General features: G+C 70.1%; 14 protein-coding genes. All 14 read left to right on the forward strand.

What is annotated here, in order from left to right; all coding sequences use genetic code 11:
• Nucleotides 1-83 precede the first annotated feature (83 nt).
• The 14 genes from BR07_RS0112020 (at nucleotide 84) to proB (ending at nucleotide 17,906) form a co-directional block, all read left to right on the forward strand.
• Complete coding sequence (locus BR07_RS0112020; RefSeq protein ID WP_027505661.1) at nucleotides 84-1,073, forward strand: iron-siderophore ABC transporter substrate-binding protein; 990 nt, start codon at nucleotides 84-86, stop codon at nucleotides 1,071-1,073.
• A gap of 40 nt (nucleotides 1,074-1,113) precedes the next feature.
• Nucleotides 1,114-1,494: a dimethylamine monooxygenase subunit DmmA family protein gene (locus BR07_RS26260; RefSeq protein ID WP_051613335.1), complete on the forward strand. Its 381-nt coding sequence runs from the start codon at nucleotides 1,114-1,116 to the stop codon at nucleotides 1,492-1,494.
• Nucleotides 1,491-2,411 carry a PDR/VanB family oxidoreductase gene (locus tag BR07_RS0112030; protein ID WP_051613336.1) on the forward strand — a complete coding sequence of 307 codons (921 nt, stop codon included), beginning with the start codon at nucleotides 1,491-1,493 and terminating at the stop codon, nucleotides 2,409-2,411. Before BR07_RS26260 ends, BR07_RS0112030 begins: the two co-directional genes overlap by 4 nt.
• A complete protein-coding gene (locus BR07_RS24325; RefSeq protein WP_037185707.1) occupies nucleotides 2,408-3,379 on the forward strand; it encodes a heme-dependent oxidative N-demethylase family protein in 972 nt (323 codons plus the stop codon). Before BR07_RS0112030 ends, BR07_RS24325 begins: the two co-directional genes overlap by 4 nt.
• An 18-nt stretch (nucleotides 3,380-3,397) precedes the next feature.
• Entirely contained in the window at nucleotides 3,398-5,452 is a 2,055-nt protein-coding gene (locus tag BR07_RS24330) for a S9 family peptidase (protein WP_051613337.1), read from the forward strand.
• Between the two features lie 12 nt (nucleotides 5,453-5,464).
• Nucleotides 5,465-8,113 (forward strand): valine--tRNA ligase, encoded by a 2,649-nt coding sequence (locus tag BR07_RS0112045; protein ID WP_027505663.1) that lies wholly within the window; start codon nucleotides 5,465-5,467, stop codon nucleotides 8,111-8,113.
• A 29-nt stretch (nucleotides 8,114-8,142) separates the two neighbouring features.
• Nucleotides 8,143-9,546, forward strand: coding sequence for a bifunctional tetrahydrofolate synthase/dihydrofolate synthase (folC, locus tag BR07_RS0112050; protein WP_027505664.1), 1,404 nt, complete (start codon nucleotides 8,143-8,145; stop codon nucleotides 9,544-9,546).
• Nucleotides 9,543-9,941, forward strand: a complete 399-nt coding sequence (locus BR07_RS0112055) for a DUF4233 domain-containing protein (RefSeq protein ID WP_027505665.1) — start codon at nucleotides 9,543-9,545, stop codon at nucleotides 9,939-9,941. Before folC ends, BR07_RS0112055 begins: the two co-directional genes overlap by 4 nt.
• Nucleotides 9,942-9,987: 46 nt before the next feature.
• Nucleotides 9,988-10,401 carry a nucleoside-diphosphate kinase gene (gene ndk, locus BR07_RS0112060; RefSeq protein ID WP_027505666.1) on the forward strand — a complete coding sequence of 138 codons (414 nt, stop codon included), beginning with the start codon at nucleotides 9,988-9,990 and terminating at the stop codon, nucleotides 10,399-10,401.
• A gap of 433 nt (nucleotides 10,402-10,834) precedes the next feature.
• Nucleotides 10,835-14,221 (forward strand): translation initiation factor IF-2 N-terminal domain-containing protein, encoded by a 3,387-nt coding sequence (locus BR07_RS0112070; protein WP_027505668.1) that lies wholly within the window; start codon nucleotides 10,835-10,837, stop codon nucleotides 14,219-14,221.
• Nucleotides 14,222-14,468: 247 nt separating this feature from the next.
• On the forward strand, nucleotides 14,469-14,780 hold the full coding sequence (rplU, locus tag BR07_RS0112075; protein ID WP_027505669.1) for a 50S ribosomal protein L21: 312 nt from the start codon (nucleotides 14,469-14,471) through the stop codon (nucleotides 14,778-14,780).
• Nucleotides 14,781-14,884: 104 nt separating this feature from the next.
• The gene (gene rpmA / locus BR07_RS0112080) at nucleotides 14,885-15,148 is read left to right on the forward strand and encodes a 50S ribosomal protein L27 (RefSeq protein ID WP_027505670.1); all 264 of its coding nucleotides are present in this window, start codon (nucleotides 14,885-14,887) and stop codon (nucleotides 15,146-15,148) included.
• A 188-nt stretch (nucleotides 15,149-15,336) separates the two neighbouring features.
• On the forward strand, nucleotides 15,337-16,788 hold the full coding sequence (gene obgE / locus BR07_RS0112085) for a GTPase ObgE (protein ID WP_027505671.1): 1,452 nt from the start codon (nucleotides 15,337-15,339) through the stop codon (nucleotides 16,786-16,788).
• Nucleotides 16,785-17,906, forward strand: a complete 1,122-nt coding sequence (proB, locus tag BR07_RS0112090) for a glutamate 5-kinase (protein ID WP_027505672.1) — start codon at nucleotides 16,785-16,787, stop codon at nucleotides 17,904-17,906. The genes obgE and proB overlap by 4 nt, the downstream gene beginning before the upstream one ends.
• The last annotated feature ends 4 nt before the right edge of the window (nucleotides 17,907-17,910 follow it).

Raw genomic sequence — 17,910 nt, forward strand, 5'->3', positions numbered from 1 at the left:
GGCGGCGGTGCATAAGTTAGCCTTGCCTACACCAGGGGGGCTGGGTCCCCGCCGTCCATCGAAGGGACCACCTCACCATGGCCATGTCGGCCGGCGTCTCACGTCGTTCTTTCCTCCTCGGTGCCACCGGCGCGATCGTCGCGGTGGCCGCTGCGTGCAGCAGTTCGGACTCCGGCGGATCGCAGGACTCCGGCGCGACCGTGTCCATGAAGTACGGCGAGGTCAGCGTGCCGTCGGATCCGCAGCGCGTCGTCAGCGTCGGGTACAACGACCAGGACACCCTGCTCGCGCTGGGTGTCGTTCCGGTCGGAGTGTTCGACTGGTACGGCGACTACCCGTCCGCGACCTGGCCCTGGGCGCAGTCTGCGCTGGGGGGCGCCGCACCGGCGATCGTCGGGACCGCGTCCGAGGGCATCGACGTGGAGAAGGTGGCGTCGGCAGGCCCCGATCTCATCGTCGGTACCTATGCCGGTATCACGCAGTCGGAGTTCGACTCGCTGTCCCAGCTCGCCCCGACCGTCACCCAGCCGACCGGTTTCGTCGACTACGGCATTCCGTGGCGCGACCAGACCGCACTGCTCGGCCAGGCGCTCGGTCGGGCTGATCAGGCGAGCACGCTGATCACCGATCTCGAGCGCGAGTTCGCCGACACGGCTGCCGCCAACCCGTCGTTCGCCGGCAAGACGGTGCTGCTCGGAGCGCTGCAGGGCCCCGGACAGTTCGGTGTCTACGGCGCGCAGGACCCGAAGGTGCGCTTCCTCAACGAACTGGGCTTCGTGAATCCGCCGGTCGTCGACCAGGTGGGCGAGCGCAACTTCGCCACCGTGAGCACCGAGCAGTTGTCTCTCGCCGACGTCGACGTGCTCATCTGGTACGCCGGTGGCGGCTTCGGTGACAAGCTCCGTGCCGAGCTGGCGGCCACTCCCGTCTACCAGCAGCTGTCCGCCGTCCAGGAGAATCGCGTGATCATTCTCGAGGACGAGGCGGCCGAGGCCATGGCGTGGAGCACCGTGCTCAGCCTGCCGTTCGCGTTGCAGGAGATCCCCGGTCGGCTGGCACCTCTCGTGCGCTGACACGCCCGGTCGCGGATCGGCCGGCGGTACTGTCGGCGGCGTGACCGTGCTGATCATCGGCGACGCCGACCGTCCGGACTCGGCCGGTGAGAGCCCGGGCCGATTCGCGGTGCGAGGTCCGGAGTCGGACGCGTGGTTCGACGCCGAGACGGACCGTGCGGTGGTCGGCTGGCGCTGTGTGCTGATCGGTTCCGCAGCCGATGTCGCGGTCTACCGCGAGCGAGCGCTGCGGGCGGGCGCAGAACCCGACGAGATCTCCGTCGTCGTCACGCAGGACGGCAGTGTCGACGTCTACTGCCCGGTGTGCGGAACGGTCGGACCGGCACCGCCCTGTGGGTCCTGCGGTGCGAATCTCGTGGTGACCGACCATGTCTCGAGCCGTCTCGCTGCTCGCCTCGGCGTTCCGGACGCCGCGTCGTGACACTGCGGGTGGTCCACTCGACCGCGGTCACTCCGGACGGTGCGGTGCGGCGCATCGACCTCGCGCCGCTGCGCTCGGGGGACGCGCTGCCGTCGTTCGTGCCCGGAAGCCACGTGGTGGTGCGCTGCGGCGACGACGCGTCCGCCCCGTACAACGCCTACTCCCTGATCGGATCGCCGCACGTCCCGTCCCTCTACTCGTGCGCGGTACTCGCCGTCGGCGCCGGGTCGCGATGGCTGCAGAGCCGGCGCTTGGGTGACCTCGTCGAGGTCGACACTCCGCGCAGCACCTTCGCTCCGGTTCTTCGTGCGCGGAGGCACCTGCTGGTGGCCGGCGGGATCGGCATCACGCCGATCCTGTCCCTGGCGCGGTGGCTCGGGTCGACCGCCGAGGTGCACTACGTCCACCGGCCGGAACGCGGCGCGTTCGCCGAGGACGTGGCCACGTCGTGCGATGCGCGGATCAGCACCACCCGCGAGGACTTCACGAGCGGACTGGCGGACGCGCTCACCCGGCAACCACTGGGAACTCACCTGTTCGTCTGCGGGCCACCCTCTCTCGTCGAGGCGACGCTGACTGCCGCGCGTGCGGTGGGCTGGCCGGAGAGCCGTCTGCACACCGAGGCGTTCATCCGCCCCGATACTCCTCGCCGGTCGTTCGTGCTCGAACTCGCGCGCAGCGGTCGCACCCTGCCGGTGTCGGCCGACGAGTCGGTGCTGGACGTCCTCGACACTGCCGCCGTGTCCGTCGACCGGCAGTGTCGTCACGGTGTCTGCGGTCGGTGTCGGACGCCCGTGCTCGCGGGCGCCGTCGATCATCGCGACCTGTTCCTGTCCGACGACGAACGCACACGGTCGGATTCGATGATGGTCTGCGTGTCCCGCGCCGCGGGGGACCGTCTGGTGGTGGACCTGTGACCGACCTACGGGCCTTCCCGTTCCCCTTCGACGGTGACACGTACCGGTACAGCACGAATCTCGAACCGGCGCGCACGGCTCATCGGACCGCCGCGGGCGGCTGGGGTGAGCACGTCGTCGAACCGGGCACCGACTATCGGGGCGCGCTGGCCGAACGCGCCCGCATCCTCGCACGGGACCCCCGGCGAGCGGTGTCGTTGCCGCACATGGCGCCGGCCGGGTGGGACGCGCTCGAGACGGTGCTGACCGAACTGCACCGCAGCGTGCCCGACGAGACGACGCTCGATCTCGACGACGGGCGTGTCCGTTTCTCGAACAGATTGTCCGGCACCAGCATCGACGTCGCCAGAGGTGACCCGAGCGTCGACCCACTGCTGCTGGCGGCGGGGGAGACCCCGGACGATCTCGTCCTGCTCGACACCCGCAGGGGCGAGCTGTTCGCCGACGCGGGCGTGGTGACGTTCGCGTCGGGGTGGTCCGTGAACTTCGCTCTGGGTGCGAGCTTCGAGGACATCCACGGTCCCGTCCCGCGTGTGCGGGAGGAAGGGGTCGTGGCGCGGGCGCGCGCGTTCCTCCTCGGGCTGGGTGCGGGAGCGATCGTGCGGCGCACCAACTGGTCGCTCGGTGTCGATCATCGGCTCGACGCCTCTCTGGAGACGCGCGGGGAGTGGGCACCCGCGCGACGGCACCTCGAGACCGCGTCCGTCGACGAGGTCGGCCGGCGCCTCTGCCTGCGGGTCGAGGTGCAGCACCTGACGCGCCTCGCTCCGTCCGGTGCGATCCTCTTCCTCATCCGCACCCATCAGGCCTCGCTCGACGAACTCGCCGCGGTGCCCGGCTGGGCGGAGCGCGTCGTCGCGGTCACCGCGGAGCTGCCGCGTGACATGGCCGACTACAAGGGGCTGACCGCGCTGCGACCGGCGATCGACCGCTGGTGGCGGAGCAGACGTCGCGCGGTGCTCGGGTGATCGCCTAGGTTCGGGGGCATGACCGACGCGAGCGCTTTCCGGACTCCCGACGCCTACCTCGACCTTCCCCGCATCGCGGGCCTCGCACTGTCCGTCGACGGAGCGTCGCTCGTCACCACGATGTCCGAGCTGAATGCCGCACGGACGAAGTACGTCTCGAGTCTGTGGTCCATCGCGACGGACGGCACGTCGGCGCCGCGCCGGCTCACCCGGTCCGCCACCGGTGACTCCGCACCGACCTTCGCCGCGAACGGCGACCTGCTCTTCGTGCGAGCGGAGTCCGGTGACGACGACGCACCGTCCGCGGTGTGGGCGCTGTCCGCGCGGGGCGGAGAGGCCCGCAGAGTCGCGCACCGCGGCGGAGGGGTCGGGGGAGTCGTGGCCGCGTCCGACGCGCCGGTGTTCGCCGTCTCCGGTGAGGTTCTGGGCGACGTCGACCGTGACGAGACGCTGCGCGCGCTGCGGAAGGACAAGGCCGTCTCCGCGATCCTGCACAGCGGATATCCGATGCGGCACTGGGACAGCGACCTCGGTCCGGCGTCCACGCACGTCTTCGTGGGGAACCTCGGCGACACCGAGGACACCGACGTCGCTCTGCGGACGGTGACGCCGCGACCCGGCGGCTCGGCGGGCGGCGGCGCGTACCGCGACACCTCCGTCGCGGTGGCTCCCGACGGCTCGTGGCTGGTGGCCACACGCAGGGTCGCGGGAGCCGATGCCACCACACGGCACGTGCTCGTCCGGATCGACACCTCGGACGGTGCCGACGCCGTGCTGGTCGACGACCCGGTGGCCGACGTCGGTGCCCCTGCCGTCTCGCCGGACGGAACGCGCGTCGCCTATGTGCGCGAGACGCATCCGGAACCGGATGCGGCGCCGCGGACCACGCTGCACGTCCTCGACCTGACGACCGGGCTGCCGGAGCAGTGGGCGGCCGGGTGGGACCGGTGGCCGTCGTCGCCGGTGTGGTCCGCCGACGGGCACAGCATCCTGGTGACGGCGGACGACGACGGCCGGGCACCGATCTTCGTCGTGACGCCCGACGCGGCCCTCCGCCTGACGCACGACGACCACGCCTACACCGACCTGCGCCCGGCTCCGGACGGTGATGTCGTCCACGCGCTGCGCTCGTCGTATCTCGTTCCGCCGCATCCGGTCCGGATCACGCTCGTCGACGGTGCGGTGACCGAGCTGCGATCACCGGCCGCCACGCCGACACTGCCGGGCACCCTCGAGGACGTCGAGACCACCGCCGAGGACGGCGTGCGGGTGCGCGCCTGGTTGGCTCTGCCCACGGGCACGTCCGCCGACTGGCCCGCGCCGCTGGTGCTGTGGGCGCACGGCGGACCGCTCGGATCGTGGAACGCCTGGTCGTGGCGCTGGAATCCGTGGATGCTGGTGGCACAGGGATTCGCCGTCCTGCTCCCCGATCCGGCACTGTCCACCGGGTACGGACAGGCGTTCGTGCAGCGCGGCTGGGGCCGATGGGGGACGGAGCCCTACACGGACCTGATGGCCGTCACCGACGCCGTCGAGCAACGCGAGGACATCGACTCCACGCGCACGGCGATGATGGGCGGCTCGTTCGGCGGCTACATGGCCAACTGGGTCGCAGGTCACACCGACCGCTTCCGGGCGATCGTCTCGCACGCCGGTCTGTGGGCGCTGGACCAGTTCGGTCCCACCACCGACGAGGCGTCGTACTGGGCGCACGAGATGACGCCGGAGATGGCGTTCGAGAACTCACCGCACCTGGCCGTCGCGGACATCGTCACCCCGATGCTGGTGATCCACGGCGACAAGGACTATCGCGTGCCCGTGGGCGAAGCGCTGCGGTTGTGGTGGGAGCTGTTGTCCGAGTCCGGTTCTCCCGCCGACGAGAACGGGGAGACCGTGCACCGGTTCCTGTACTTCCCCGACGAGAACCACTGGATCCTCTCGCCGCAGCACACCGCTGTCTGGTACGGCGCCGTGCACGCCTTCCTGGCCGAGCACGTACTCGGACAATCCACTCCGATGCCCGAGATCCTCGCGGCGCGACCGGGCCGGACCGTCGATCCCGACGCGCACTAGAATCACCCGGTGATCAGATCGACGACAGCGCCCGACGAGAACCCTGCCGACCGCCTGCCCAAGGCCTGGAATCCCGGTGACGTGGAAGCAGGCCTCTACCAGGGATGGGTCGACTCCGGGTACTTCGTCGCCGATCCGGACAGCGCGAAGCCGGGGTACTCGATCGTGCTCCCGCCGCCCAACGTCACCGGCAGCCTGCACATGGGCCATGCCCTCGATCACACACTGATGGACGTCCTGTCCCGTCGCAAGCGGATGCAGGGCTACGAGGTGCTGTGGCTTCCCGGCATGGACCACGCGGGCATCGCCACGCAGTCGCTCGTGGAGAAGCAACTCGTCGCCGAGGGAACGTCCAAGGACGAACTGGGCCGGGACGCCTTCATCGAGAAGGTGTGGGAGTGGAAGCGTGAGTCCGGCGGCACCATCGGCGAGCAGATGCGCCGGATCGGTGACGGCGTCGACTGGAGCCGCGAGCGGTTCACGATGGACGAGGGCCTCTCGCGTGCCGTCCAGACCATGTTCAAGCTGCTCCACGATCGTGGCCTGATCTACCGCGCCGAGCGCCTCGTCAACTGGTCGCCGGTGCTGAAGACGGCGATCTCCGACATCGAGGTCAAGTACGAGGACGTCGAGGGCGAACTGGTCTCGCTGCGCTACGGATCGTTGAACGACGACGAACCGCACGTGGTGGTCGCCACCACTCGTGTCGAGACGATGCTCGGCGACACCGCCGTCGCCGTTCACCCCGACGACGAGCGCTACCGGGACCTGGTGGGAACGACGCTTCCGCACCCGTTCCTCGACCGCGAGATCCCGGTCGTCGCCGACGACTACGTCGACCCCGAGTTCGGCACCGGCGCCGTGAAGATCACGCCGGCACACGACCCCAACGACTTCGAGATGGGTCTCCGGCACAGCTTGCCGATGCCGTCGATCATGGACACGTCGGGCCGGATCGCCGACACCGGAACGCAGTTCGACGGTATGGACCGCTTCGAGGCTCGTGTCGCCGTGCGCGAGGCACTCGCGGAGCAGGGCCGCGTCGTCGCCGAGAAGCGTCCGTACGTCCACAGTGTCGGCCATTCCGAGCGCAGCGGCGAGCCCATCGAGCCGCGACTCTCCCTCCAGTGGTGGGTGAACGTCACCACGTTGGCGGCCTCCGCCGGCGACGCCGTGCGCGACGGGCGCACCGTGGTGCACCCGAAGAGTCAGGAACCGCGGTGGTTCGCCTGGGTCGACGACATGCACGACTGGTGCATCTCGCGCCAGCTGTGGTGGGGGCACCGCATCCCCATCTGGTACGGACCCGACGGTGAGACGGTCTGCGTGGGCCCCGACGAGACGCCGCCCGAGGGCTGGGTGCAGGACCCGGACGTGTTGGACACGTGGTTCTCGTCCGGCCTGTGGCCCTTCTCGACGATGGGCTGGCCCGACCGCACTCCCGACCTCGAGAAGTTCTATCCCACCAGCGTTCTCGTCACGGGTTACGACATCCTGTTCTTCTGGGTCGCCCGCATGATGATGTTCGGCACCACCGTCGGCGACGAGCTGCCCGGTCCGGTGCCGTTCCGCGACGTGTTCCTGCACGGGCTGGTGCGTGACGAGTTCGGCCGCAAGATGTCGAAGTCGAAGGGCAACGGCATCGACCCTCTCGACTGGGTCGACCGATTCGGTGCGGATGCACTGCGTTTCACGCTGGCGCGCGGCGCGCATCCCGGCGGTGACCTCTCGGTCGGCGAGGACAACGCGCAGAGTTCGCGCAACTTCGCCACCAAGCTGTTCAACGCCACCAAGTTCGCGTTGATGAACGGCGCTGTGGTGCAGGATCTCCCGGCCCGCGAGACGCTCACGGACGCCGACCGCTGGATCCTCGACCGGCTGGCGACGGTACGCGCCGAAGTGGACGACGCGCTGGACCGCTACGAGTTCGGCAAGGCGTGCGAGGCGCTGTACCACTTCGCCTGGGACGAGGTCTGCGACTGGTACCTCGAACTGGCCAAGGTGCAGTTCTCGTCGGAGAGCGCGGCGGAACCCACTCGTATCGTCCTCGGTGTCGTGCTCGACTCCATTCTCCGCCTGCTGCATCCGGTCGTCCCGTTCGTCACCGAGACGCTCTGGAAGGCGCTCACGGGCGGCGAGAGCATCGTGGTCGCACCGTGGCCGAAGGAGACCGGGGTCGGAGCCGATCCCGTCGCGTTGCAACGCGTGTCCGACATGCAGAAGCTCATCACCGAGGTGCGCCGCTTCCGCAGCGACCAGGGCGTGAAGCCGAAGCAGAAGGTCCCGGCGCGGCTGCTCGGGGTCGAGGAGGCGGACCTCACGGCACAGATCCCCGCGACCCGTGCGCTCGCCTTCCTGACGGAGCCGGAGGAGGACTTCGCCGAGACGGCGTCCATCGAGGTTCGACTCTCGCTCGGTACCGTCGTCGTCTCCGTCGACACGTCCGGCACCGTCGACGTGGCGGCCGAGCGCAAGCGCGCCGAGAAGGATCTCGCGGCCGCGGAGAAGGAACTCGCCGCCACCACGGCCAAGCTGGGCAACGAGGCCTTCATCGGCAAGGCCCCCGAGGCGGTCGTGGACAAGATCCGCGCACGGCAGCAGATCGCCCGCGAGGACGTCGAGCGCATCACCGCACGTCTGCGTGAGATGGGGCCGGCGTGAGCTATCCGGGAAACTCCGGGCCGGAGGGGGTGACGGGACCCTCGCCGGTCGATCTCGCCGAGTTCACGCTGGTGGAGTCCGAACTGGACCAGCGCTGGGGCGAGACGACCATCGAGCCGTCGCTCACGCGCATCAGTGCGCTGATGGACCTGCTCGGGTCCCCGCAGGCGAGCTACCCGTCCATCCACGTCGCGGGCACCAACGGCAAGACGTCGGTCACCCGGATGATCGAGTCGCTGCTGCGGGCGTTCCACCGGCGCACCGGTCGCACCACCAGCCCCCACCTGCAGTTGGCCACCGAGCGGATCGCGGTCGACGGGGTGCCGCTGACCCCTCGCCAGTACGTCGACACGTACCGCGACATCCTGCCGTACGTCGAGATGATCGACGCGCAGTCGGAGGCCGCGGGCGGGCCCAGAATGAGCAAGTTCGAGGTGGTGACCGCGATGGCGTTCGCGGCGTTCGCGGAGGCCCCGGTCGACGTCGCCGTCGTCGAGGTGGGTCTCGGCGGGCGGTGGGACGCCACCAACGTGGTGGACGCGCAGGTCTCCGTCATCACCCCGATCGGTATCGACCACATCGAGTACCTCGGTACCGATCTGGCCGGTATCGCCGAGGAGAAGGCCGGCATCATCAAGAAGGCCCCCGAACGGCTCGATCCGGTCGACACGGTGGCGGTTCTCGACGAGCAGCAACCCGAGGTCACCGACGTCCTGTTGCGGCGTGCCGTGGAGATGGACGCGGCGGTGGCCCGCGCCGGGTCCGAGTTCGTGGTCCTGGCCCGTCGCGTCGCGGTCGGCGGTCAGCAGCTCGAGCTCCGCGGCCTCGGCGGCGTGTACGACGACATCTTCCTTCCGCTCCACGGTGAACACCAGGCGCGCAACGCCTCGCTGGCCCTCGCGGCGGTCGAGGCGTTCTTCGGCGCGGGTGCCGACCACGGACTCGACGTCGAGACGGTGCGCGAGGGTTTCGCCTCGGTGGTGAACCCGGGCCGACTCGAGCGGGTGCGCAACGCACCGACGGTCTTCGTCGACGCCGCGCACAACCCGCACGGCGCCGCCGCACTCGCCGCGACGCTGACGGCCGAGTTCGACTTCCGCAAGCTCGTCGGCGTCGTGTCCGTGATGAAGGACAAGGACGTCGACGGCATCCTGCAGGCACTCGAACCCGTACTCGACGAGATCGTCGTGACCCACAACGGCTCCCCGCGCGGGCTCGACGTCGAGGCACTCGCCGACGCCGCCGTGGCCAAGTTCGGCGACGAGCGTGTCGTCGTCGCGGAGACGCTCCCGGACGCACTCGAGATCGCGATCGGCATCGCGGAGGACGTCGCGGACGAGGGTGAGGCCGTCTCCGGTGCCGGCGTCGTCGTCACGGGATCCGTGGTGACCGCCGGTGCGGCACGCACTCTCTTCGGGAAGGACCCGGTATGACAGTCCCCGAGGCGGGCCAGGTCCCGCCGCCCGCACGCGATCCGTGGAAGGGGTTCCGCGGCGTCTGCGCCGGCACCCTCGTCCTCGAGGCGATCGTCGTCTTCCTGTCCCTCCCGGTCGTCGCGACCGTCGGCGGCGGACTCACGTGGATCAGTGGGACGTACATCATCGCGCTGGGCGTGGTCATGCTGCTCGGTGCAGGACTGCAGGGTCGGTCGTGGGCTCTGTCCTTCGATCTCGCGCTGCAGGTCCTGGTGATCCTCGGCTTCTTCGCGCACCCGTCGATCGCCGTCGTGGGCGTGCTGTTCCTCGCCGTGTGGGTGTACCTGCTGTATCTGCGCCGCGATCTCCGCAAGCGCATCGCCGAGGGCCGGTTGCCGAGCCAGCGAGAATGACGCCGGTGCTCCGGGGCCGATCGAGGGTCCTCTAGGCTCAGCGCTCGTGACCGAACGCACTCTCGTACTGATCAAGCCGGACGGCGTCGAACGTCGCTACGTCGGCGACATCCTCGGCCGTATCGAGCGCAAGGGGCTCGACCTCGTCGCCCTGAAGCTCCTGACGGTGGACCGCGAGGTGGCGGAGAAGCACTACGCCGAGCACGCCGAGCGGCCGTTCTTCCCCGACCTCATCGAGTTCATCACCTCGGGACCGCTCGTCGCGGCGGTGCTCGAGGGTCCTCGTTCCATCGAGGCCTTCCGTCAGATCGCCGGTGGCACCGACCCCGTGGCCAAGGCGACGCCCGGCACCATCCGCGCCGACCTCGCGCTGGACGGACAGAAGAACCTGGTCCACGGCTCCGACTCGCCCGAGTCCGCTGCTCGTGAGATCGCGCTCTGGTTCCCCGAGCACGGCTGACGCTCCACCTCGAGTACCACCCCCGACCGCCGGGCCGCACCGCGAACCCCGCAGTGGCACGCGGCGGTCGGGGAGTGTGGGATACTGGCCTAGGTCGCGACGCGCACCACGCGAACGTGACCGGATGACAATCACGGACCGAAGCCCGTCATCGCGAACACGCGCAGGCATCGATGCGAGTCTCCTTCTCGCACCGCCGACGCGTCCCGCTGAAGATCAGGTGCTCGGATCGGCCATCCGCCCAGGCAGTGCGGTGACAGTCGCCGACCGTTCCGGTCGACGACCTGACGCAGTGCGAACCCGCTTTTTCGTCGGATCGTCCGATCCCGCGAACGAACCATGACTCCCGCGTGGCCGCGTGCCATTCGACGGACGACGCCCGATCGGGCACCTCGACCGTGGATGTTCGCGCCCGGGAGCCCGAGGAGAACACGTGGCCGACACCGTGCCGCCCCAGGAGCCGCTCGATCAGGGCGCCCCCACCTTTCCCGAGCGCATCCGCGTTCACGCGCTCGCCAAGCTGCTGGGAGTGACCAGCAAGCAGGTCGTCGCCCAGCTGGCCGAGATGGGCGTCGACGTCCGCAGCGTCCAGTCCAGCGTCGTTCGTGACGACGCGCAGACCGTCGCCTCCGCACTGGGTGCTCCGGCGCTCGACGCCGCCGACGTGGCAGGTCTGCCCGCTGCGGAGAGCGCACCTCCCGCCGCCGAGGAGACCAGCTCGGCGTCCACGGCCGACGAGAGTCCGGCGTCTCCCACCGAGCCGGACCTCTTCACGAACATCGAGACGGCCGAGGCGACGGCCCCGTCGTCCGCCGACCCCGCCACCGCGCCGCTGTTCCTGCAGCCCGAGGTCACCGAGGCGCCGAAGGCTCCCCGGACGCGGGCACGTCGCGCTCGATCCGCGCCGAAGAAGGCGGAGGTCGACGAGACCACGACAGCGGACGCACCCGAGGCCGAGGGCACTGCCGACGTGTCCACCCCTGTCGAGGTGTCCGCCCCCGCCGAGAGCACCCCCGCCGTCGAGACGGCGACCGAGTCCGACACCTCCTCGTCCGATGCCTCCGCGTCCGACGAGGGCACCGACGACGACGCGAACGAGCAGGACGGATCGTCCGGTCCTCGCCGCCGCCGCCGTGGCCGTCGTGGCCGTGGTCGTGGACGCGGCGACAACCAGAACGACGATCAGAGCGACGACGACGAGTCGGACGAGTCCGCCGCGGATCGCTCCGATGCGCCTGCCGCCGAGAACGCGACGGCGGAATCGGAGACCACGGACACGGATGACGCCGCGGAGGGCGACGACGCGCCGAAGCGCTCCTCGAGCCGCCGCTCGCGCAGCCGTCGTGGGTCGCGGGCGGACACGTCCGCCGACTCGGACGCGCCAGAGACCACCGATTCGACCGACGCGTCCAGCACGACCGACACCACTGCCGCCGAGACGGAACCGTCCGCGGAGGACACCGACGGTGCCTCCGGGGAGAACGACGGCGCCTCCGGGGACAACGACGACGACTCGACCGGGGACAGCGCGAGCCGTCGCCGGCGCCGCCGTCGTCGCCGCAAGAGCGGTGGCGAGAGCGCGGACGCCGAGACCACGACCGACGACGATCCACCCAACACGGTGGTGCACGAACGCGAGCCACGTCAGCGCGCGGCCAAGTCCAAGGACGAGGTCCAGGGCATCACCGGGTCGACCCGGCTCGAGGCGAAGCGTCAGCGTCGCCGCGACGGTCGTGACGCCGGCCGTCGCCGTCCGCCGATCCTGACCGAGTCCGAGTTCCTCGCGCGCCGCGAGTCGGTGGACCGGACGATGGTCGTGCGCGAGAAGTCGCTGGCCGGGCACCCGGACCTGACCCAGGTCGCGGTGCTCGAGGACGGCGTTCTCGTCGAACACTTCGTCACCAGCACGGCCTCGGGCTCCATCGTGGGCAACGTCTACCTCGGCCGCGTGCAGAACGTGCTGCCCAGCATGGAAGCCGCGTTCATCGACATCGGCAAGGGCCGCAACGGTGTGCTGTACGCCGGCGAGGTCGACTGGGACGCCGCCGGTCTGGGCGGCAACAGCCGCAAGATCGAGCAGGCGCTCAAGCCCGGTGACCAGGTGCTCGTGCAGGTCAGCAAGGATCCCGTCGGGCACAAGGGCGCCCGGTTGACCACGCAGATCTCGCTCGCCGGCCGCTTCCTGGTCTACGTGCCCGGTGGCTCGTCCACCGGCATCAGCCGCAAGCTGCCCGACAACGAGCGCAAACGTCTCAAGGACATCCTGCGCGACATCGTCCCGTCCGAGGCCGGGGTCATCATCCGGACCGCGTCGGAGGGCGTCAGCGCCGAGGAGCTCGAGCGCGACGTCACCCGTCTGCAGGCGCAGTGGGCCACCGTCTCGGAGCGCTCGACGGGTGCCGAGGCGTCCAAGTCGTCGGCTCCGGTCACGCTGTACGAGGAGCCCGACCTCCTGGTCAAGGTGGTCCGCGATCTCTTCAACGAGGATTTCTCCAAGCTGGTCATCGAGGGCGACCGTGCCTGGTCGACGGTGCAGAACTACATCGAGACCGTCGCCCCCGACATGCTGCCCCGCGTCGAGCGGTACACCTCGGAGTCCAAGGACGTCGATGTCTTCGGTGCCTTCCGCATCGACGAGCAGCTGGCCAAGGCGCTCGACCGCAAGGTGTGGTTGCCGTCCGGCGGCACGCTGGTGATCGACCGCACCGAGGCCATGACCGTGGTCGACGTCAACACCGGCAAGTTCACCGGTGAGGGCGGCAACCTCGAGGAGACCGTCACCCGGAACAACCTCGAGGCGGCCGAGGAGGTCGTGCGGCAGATGCGCTTGCGCGACATCGGCGGCATGATCGTCGTCGACTTCATCGACATGGTGCTCGAGTCCAACCGCGACCTGGTGCTCCGTCGCCTGACCGAGGCCCTGGGCCGCGATCGCACACGGCACCAGGTGTCCGAGGTGACGTCGCTCGGACTGGTCCAGATGACGCGCAAGCGCATGGGTACCGGTCTCATCGAGGCGTTCTCCACGACGTGCGAGCACTGCCACGGGCGTGGGCTGATCATGCATCAGTTCCCCGTCGAGCCGGCCAAGGACGAGGGTGGGCGCTCCCACTCCCGCTCCGATCGGTCGCGGTCCGACAACTCCCGTTCGGACACCACCTCCCGCTCCGACAGCCAGGCCTCCGAGGGCGGCTCGCGTCGCAAGCGCGGCGGCCGGGACCGTTCGGAGAATCGAGTCGACGAGACGACGACGGCCGAGACCACCGAGTCCGAGTCGGGAAGCGACACGGCTGTGCGTCGTGCTCATCCCGTCGCTCTGGCCATGGCGGCGCACCTGCATCCGGACGATGTCGCCGAGGTGGCGGACACCGTGTCGGATCCGATCGAGGACGCGACGGCCGCCGTGGCAGCGGTGCGCGACGCCGCCGGCCGCAACGGCCGATCGGACTCGGCCGCCGAGGTGACCGAGACGTCGGACACGCCGTCGACACCCGATTCCGCCACACCCGAACCCGCGGCGCCGGAGCCTGTCGCTCCCGAACCCACCGCCGCGACGCGTCCGCGCCGCAGTCGTCGGGTGTCCCGAGCGGCGTCCGCGCCGGCCGGGGACTCCGCCGGCACGGTCATCGTGGTGCCCTCGGCACTCGAGACGTCCACGGCAGCACCGACTTCCGGCAGCGGCGACGAGGGCGGCGCTGCCGAACCCGTTGCAGTGACCGTCGGGGGCGGCGCCTCCGTGGAGCCCGTCGCACCGGTCCGGCGTCCGCGCCGTCGGGCAGCGGGTCGGCCGGCCGGGCCGCCGGTGGACGACGAGGCCTGAGCTGCGGCCGAGCACCGGGCCCGGCGGTTTGACCGGGCCACGGGCTCTACCGTAATCTTGGACAGTCGCTGCCGGCGACGTGGCTCCGTCCTGTCCTCCGCGAGGTGAGCGGGCGCAGCCACCCGAACTTCGGTTCGCCGGCGCAAGAGTGTGACCAGCAGGGGCTGCGGAACCGCAGCCACGAGACCAGTCACGTCCCCGACCAGGGACGTGAGAACGCATCAAAGAAGCAAGGGGTAGCCCTCCGATGGCAACGTACGCGATCGTCAAGACCGGCGGAAAGCAGTACAAGGTCGCTGTAGGTGACCTCGTCAAGGTCGAGAAGATCGAGGGAGCGCCCGGAACGGCTGTCTCGCTTGCTCCCGTTCTCGTCGTCGACGGGTCCGAGCTGACCACCGGGGCCGACAAGCTGGCCGGCATCACCGTCACCGGTGAGGTCGTCGAGCACACCAAGGGCCCGAAGATCCGCATCCACAAGTTCAAGAACAAGACCGGGTACCACAAGCGTCAGGGACACCGGCAGAAGCTGACCGTCCTGAAGGTCACCGGCATCAAGTAAGCCCTGACACCGGTCTCCATCCGGCGTCTCTGCGTCACCACGGCTCGTTCCACCAGGGCTCGTCCATCACGGCACCGGCTCCACCAACCCCGGGAGGGTTTCTCATGGCACACAAGAAGGGCGCGTCCAGCTCACGCAACGGTCGCGATTCCAATGCTCAGCGTCTCGGCGTCAAGCGCTTCGGCGGACAGTCGGTCAGCGCGGGCGAGATCCTCGTCCGTCAGCGCGGCACCCACTTCCACCCGGGTGTGAACGTCGGCCGTGGCGGCGACGACACGCTCTTCGCCCTCTCGGCGGGTGCAGTTCTCTTCGGCACCAAGCGTGGCCGCAAGACCGTCAACATCGTCCCGGCCGCCGCGGAGGCCTGATTCTCCTGCGGCGCCCGCGAGGCCCGGCTTCGGCCGTTCCTGCGACGTCAGTGCACGTTCCCGTCAGGGGCGGTTCGGAGGGCTCGTCCTCCGTCCGCCCCTGACGGCGTTTCACCCCTCGGCGCCCTGTCGGCCGCCGATCTCTCAGCAGTTCAGCATCATCTGCCTTTCGGAAGGACCCTCCACCCATGTCGCGTTTCGTCGACCGTGTCACCCTGCACGTCAGTGCGGGAAAGGGCGGTAACGGGTGCTCCTCCGTCCACCGGGAGAAGTTCAAGCCCCTCGGTGGTCCGGACGGCGGCAACGGCGGCCGCGGCGGCGACGTGGTCCTCGTGGTGGATCCGAGCGTGCACACCCTTCTCGACTTCCACTTCCACTCTCATGCGAAGGCAGGAAACGGCACGCAGGGGGCCGGCAGCAATCGCGACGGCGCCGTCGGCGAGGACCTGATCCTGGGTGTCCCGGACGGCACCATGGTTCTCGACAGCGACGGCCGGATCCTCGCCGACCTGGTGGGCGAGGGCACGCGTTTCGACGCGGCGGCCGGCGGTCGCGGCGGCCTGGGCAACGCCGCCCTCGCATCACGAGCACGCAAGGCGCCCGGCTTCGCGCTGCTCGGCGAGGACGGGGTCGAGCGCGACCTGGTCCTGGAGCTAAAGTCCGTGGCCGACGTCGGTCTGGTCGGCTTCCCGAGCGCCGGAAAGTCGTCTCTCGTCTCCGTGCTCTCGGCCGCCAAGCCGAAGATCGCCGACTACCCGTTCACGACACTGGTCCCGAACCTCGGCGTCGTCTCGAGCGGCGACACCACGTTCACCGTCGCCGACGTCCCCGGCCTCATCCCCGGCGCCAGTCAGGGCAAGGGGCTGGGCCTGGACTTCCTGCGTCACCTCGAGCGCTGTGCCGTGCTCGCCCACGTCGTCGACTGCGCGACCCTCGATCCGGGTCGCGATCCCGTGTCCGACGTCGACGCTCTCGAGGCCGAACTGGCCGCGTACACGCCCGCCCTGTCGAGCGACGCCGGCCTGGGCGAGTTGGCCGATCGCCCGCGCATCGTCGTGCTCAACAAGGTGGACGTTCCCGAGGCGCAGGAACTGGCCGACATGGTGCGCGAGGACTTCGAGGCCCGCGGCTGGCCCGTCTTCGCCATCTCCGCGGTGAGTCGGGAAGGTCTGCGTCCCTTGACCTTCGCTCTCGCGGAGCTGGTCGCGCAGTACCGCATCGATCATCCCAAGGCCGTCGCGCGTCGGCAGGTCATCCGGCCCGTCGCCACCGACAAGGCGGGCTTCAGCGTCATCTCCGATCCTGACGAGCCGGGCGGCTTCATCGTGCGCGGCGAGCGCCCGGAGCGGTGGGTCATGCAGACGGCCTTCGACAACGACGAGGCCGTCGGTTACCTCGCCGACCGACTCGCTCGTCTCGGTGTCGAGGCGGAACTGGTCAAGCAGGGCGCGCAGCCCGGGGCGTCCGTGACCATCGGCGACGTCAGCTTCGAGTGGGAGCCGCAGACCCCCGCCGGTGTCGACGTCACCATGACCGGCCGCGGTACCGACTCGCGCATCGACCAGGTCGAGCGCATCGGCGCGCCCGAGCGCAAGCACGCCCGCCGTGTCCGTCGAGGGCTGGAGAGCGACGAGCAGTGACCGCGACGCAGCCGCACGGGAGTACGCGGGAGATCATCGCGTCGGCGCGCAGCATCGTCGTGAAGATCGGGTCGTCGGCTCTCACCAGCATGGAGGCCGGACTCGACCTCGCCCGGCTGGACGCGTTGGCGGATGCGATCGAGGCGCGGATGCGTGCCGGGTCCGACGTCGTCGTCGTGTCGTCCGGAGCGATCGGTGCCGGTATGGCGCCGTTGGGTCTCAAGCAGCGGCCTCGTGACCTGGCGACGAAGCAGGCCGCGGCCAGTGTCGGCCAGTTGGCGCTGGCGCACGCGTGGGGCACCTCCTTCGGCCGCTACGGTCGGACCGTCGGTCAGGTGCTGTTGACGGCGGACGACATCGCCCGTCGGTCGAATCACCGCAACGCTCAGCGCACCTTCGACCGACTGCGCTCACTCGGCGCCGTGGCCGTCGTCAACGAGAACGACACCGTCGCGACGGCCGAGATCCGCTTCGGCGACAACGACCGTCTCGCAGCCCTGGTCGCGCACCTCGTCGGCGCGGACGCGTTGCTGCTGCTGTCCGACGTCGACGGCCTCTACGACGGCGACCCCCGCAAGGACCCCGACGCGACCTTCGTCCGCGAGGTCGCGAGTCCCGAGGATCTCGACGGCGTCGTCGCCGGATCGGGCGGCTCCCTCGGCACCGGCGGCATGGCGTCCAAGTTGTCCGCGGCCCGCCTGGCAGCGGACGCGGGTGTTCCCGTCCTGCTGGCGGCGGCGTCCGAGGCGGCCTCCGCGCTCAGTGGCGGACCGGTGGGGACCACGTTCACCGCGCGCCCGAACAGGTTGTCGGCCCGCCGATTCTGGGTTCGTCATGCCGCGGACACCGCCGGCGCCCTCACGCTCGACGACGGCGCCGTCACCGCGGTGATCGGCCGGCGACGCTCGTTGCTGTCGGCAGGAATCGTCTCGGTCAGTGGCTCGTTCGACGCCGGCGACGTGGTGACCCTGCACGGCGTCGACGGCACCGTGGTCGCGCGCGGAGTCGTCGCGTACGACGCGGCGGAGCTCGCCGGCATGATCGGTCGCTCGACGGGCGATCTCGCCCCCGAGGCCCGACGCCCCGTGGTGCACGCGGACGACCTCGTCCCGGACTGAGCGA

It is taken from the genome of Rhodococcus sp. UNC23MFCrub1.1 (assembly GCF_000686025.1).
Lineage (GTDB): Bacteria > Actinomycetota > Actinomycetes > Mycobacteriales > Mycobacteriaceae > Rhodococcoides.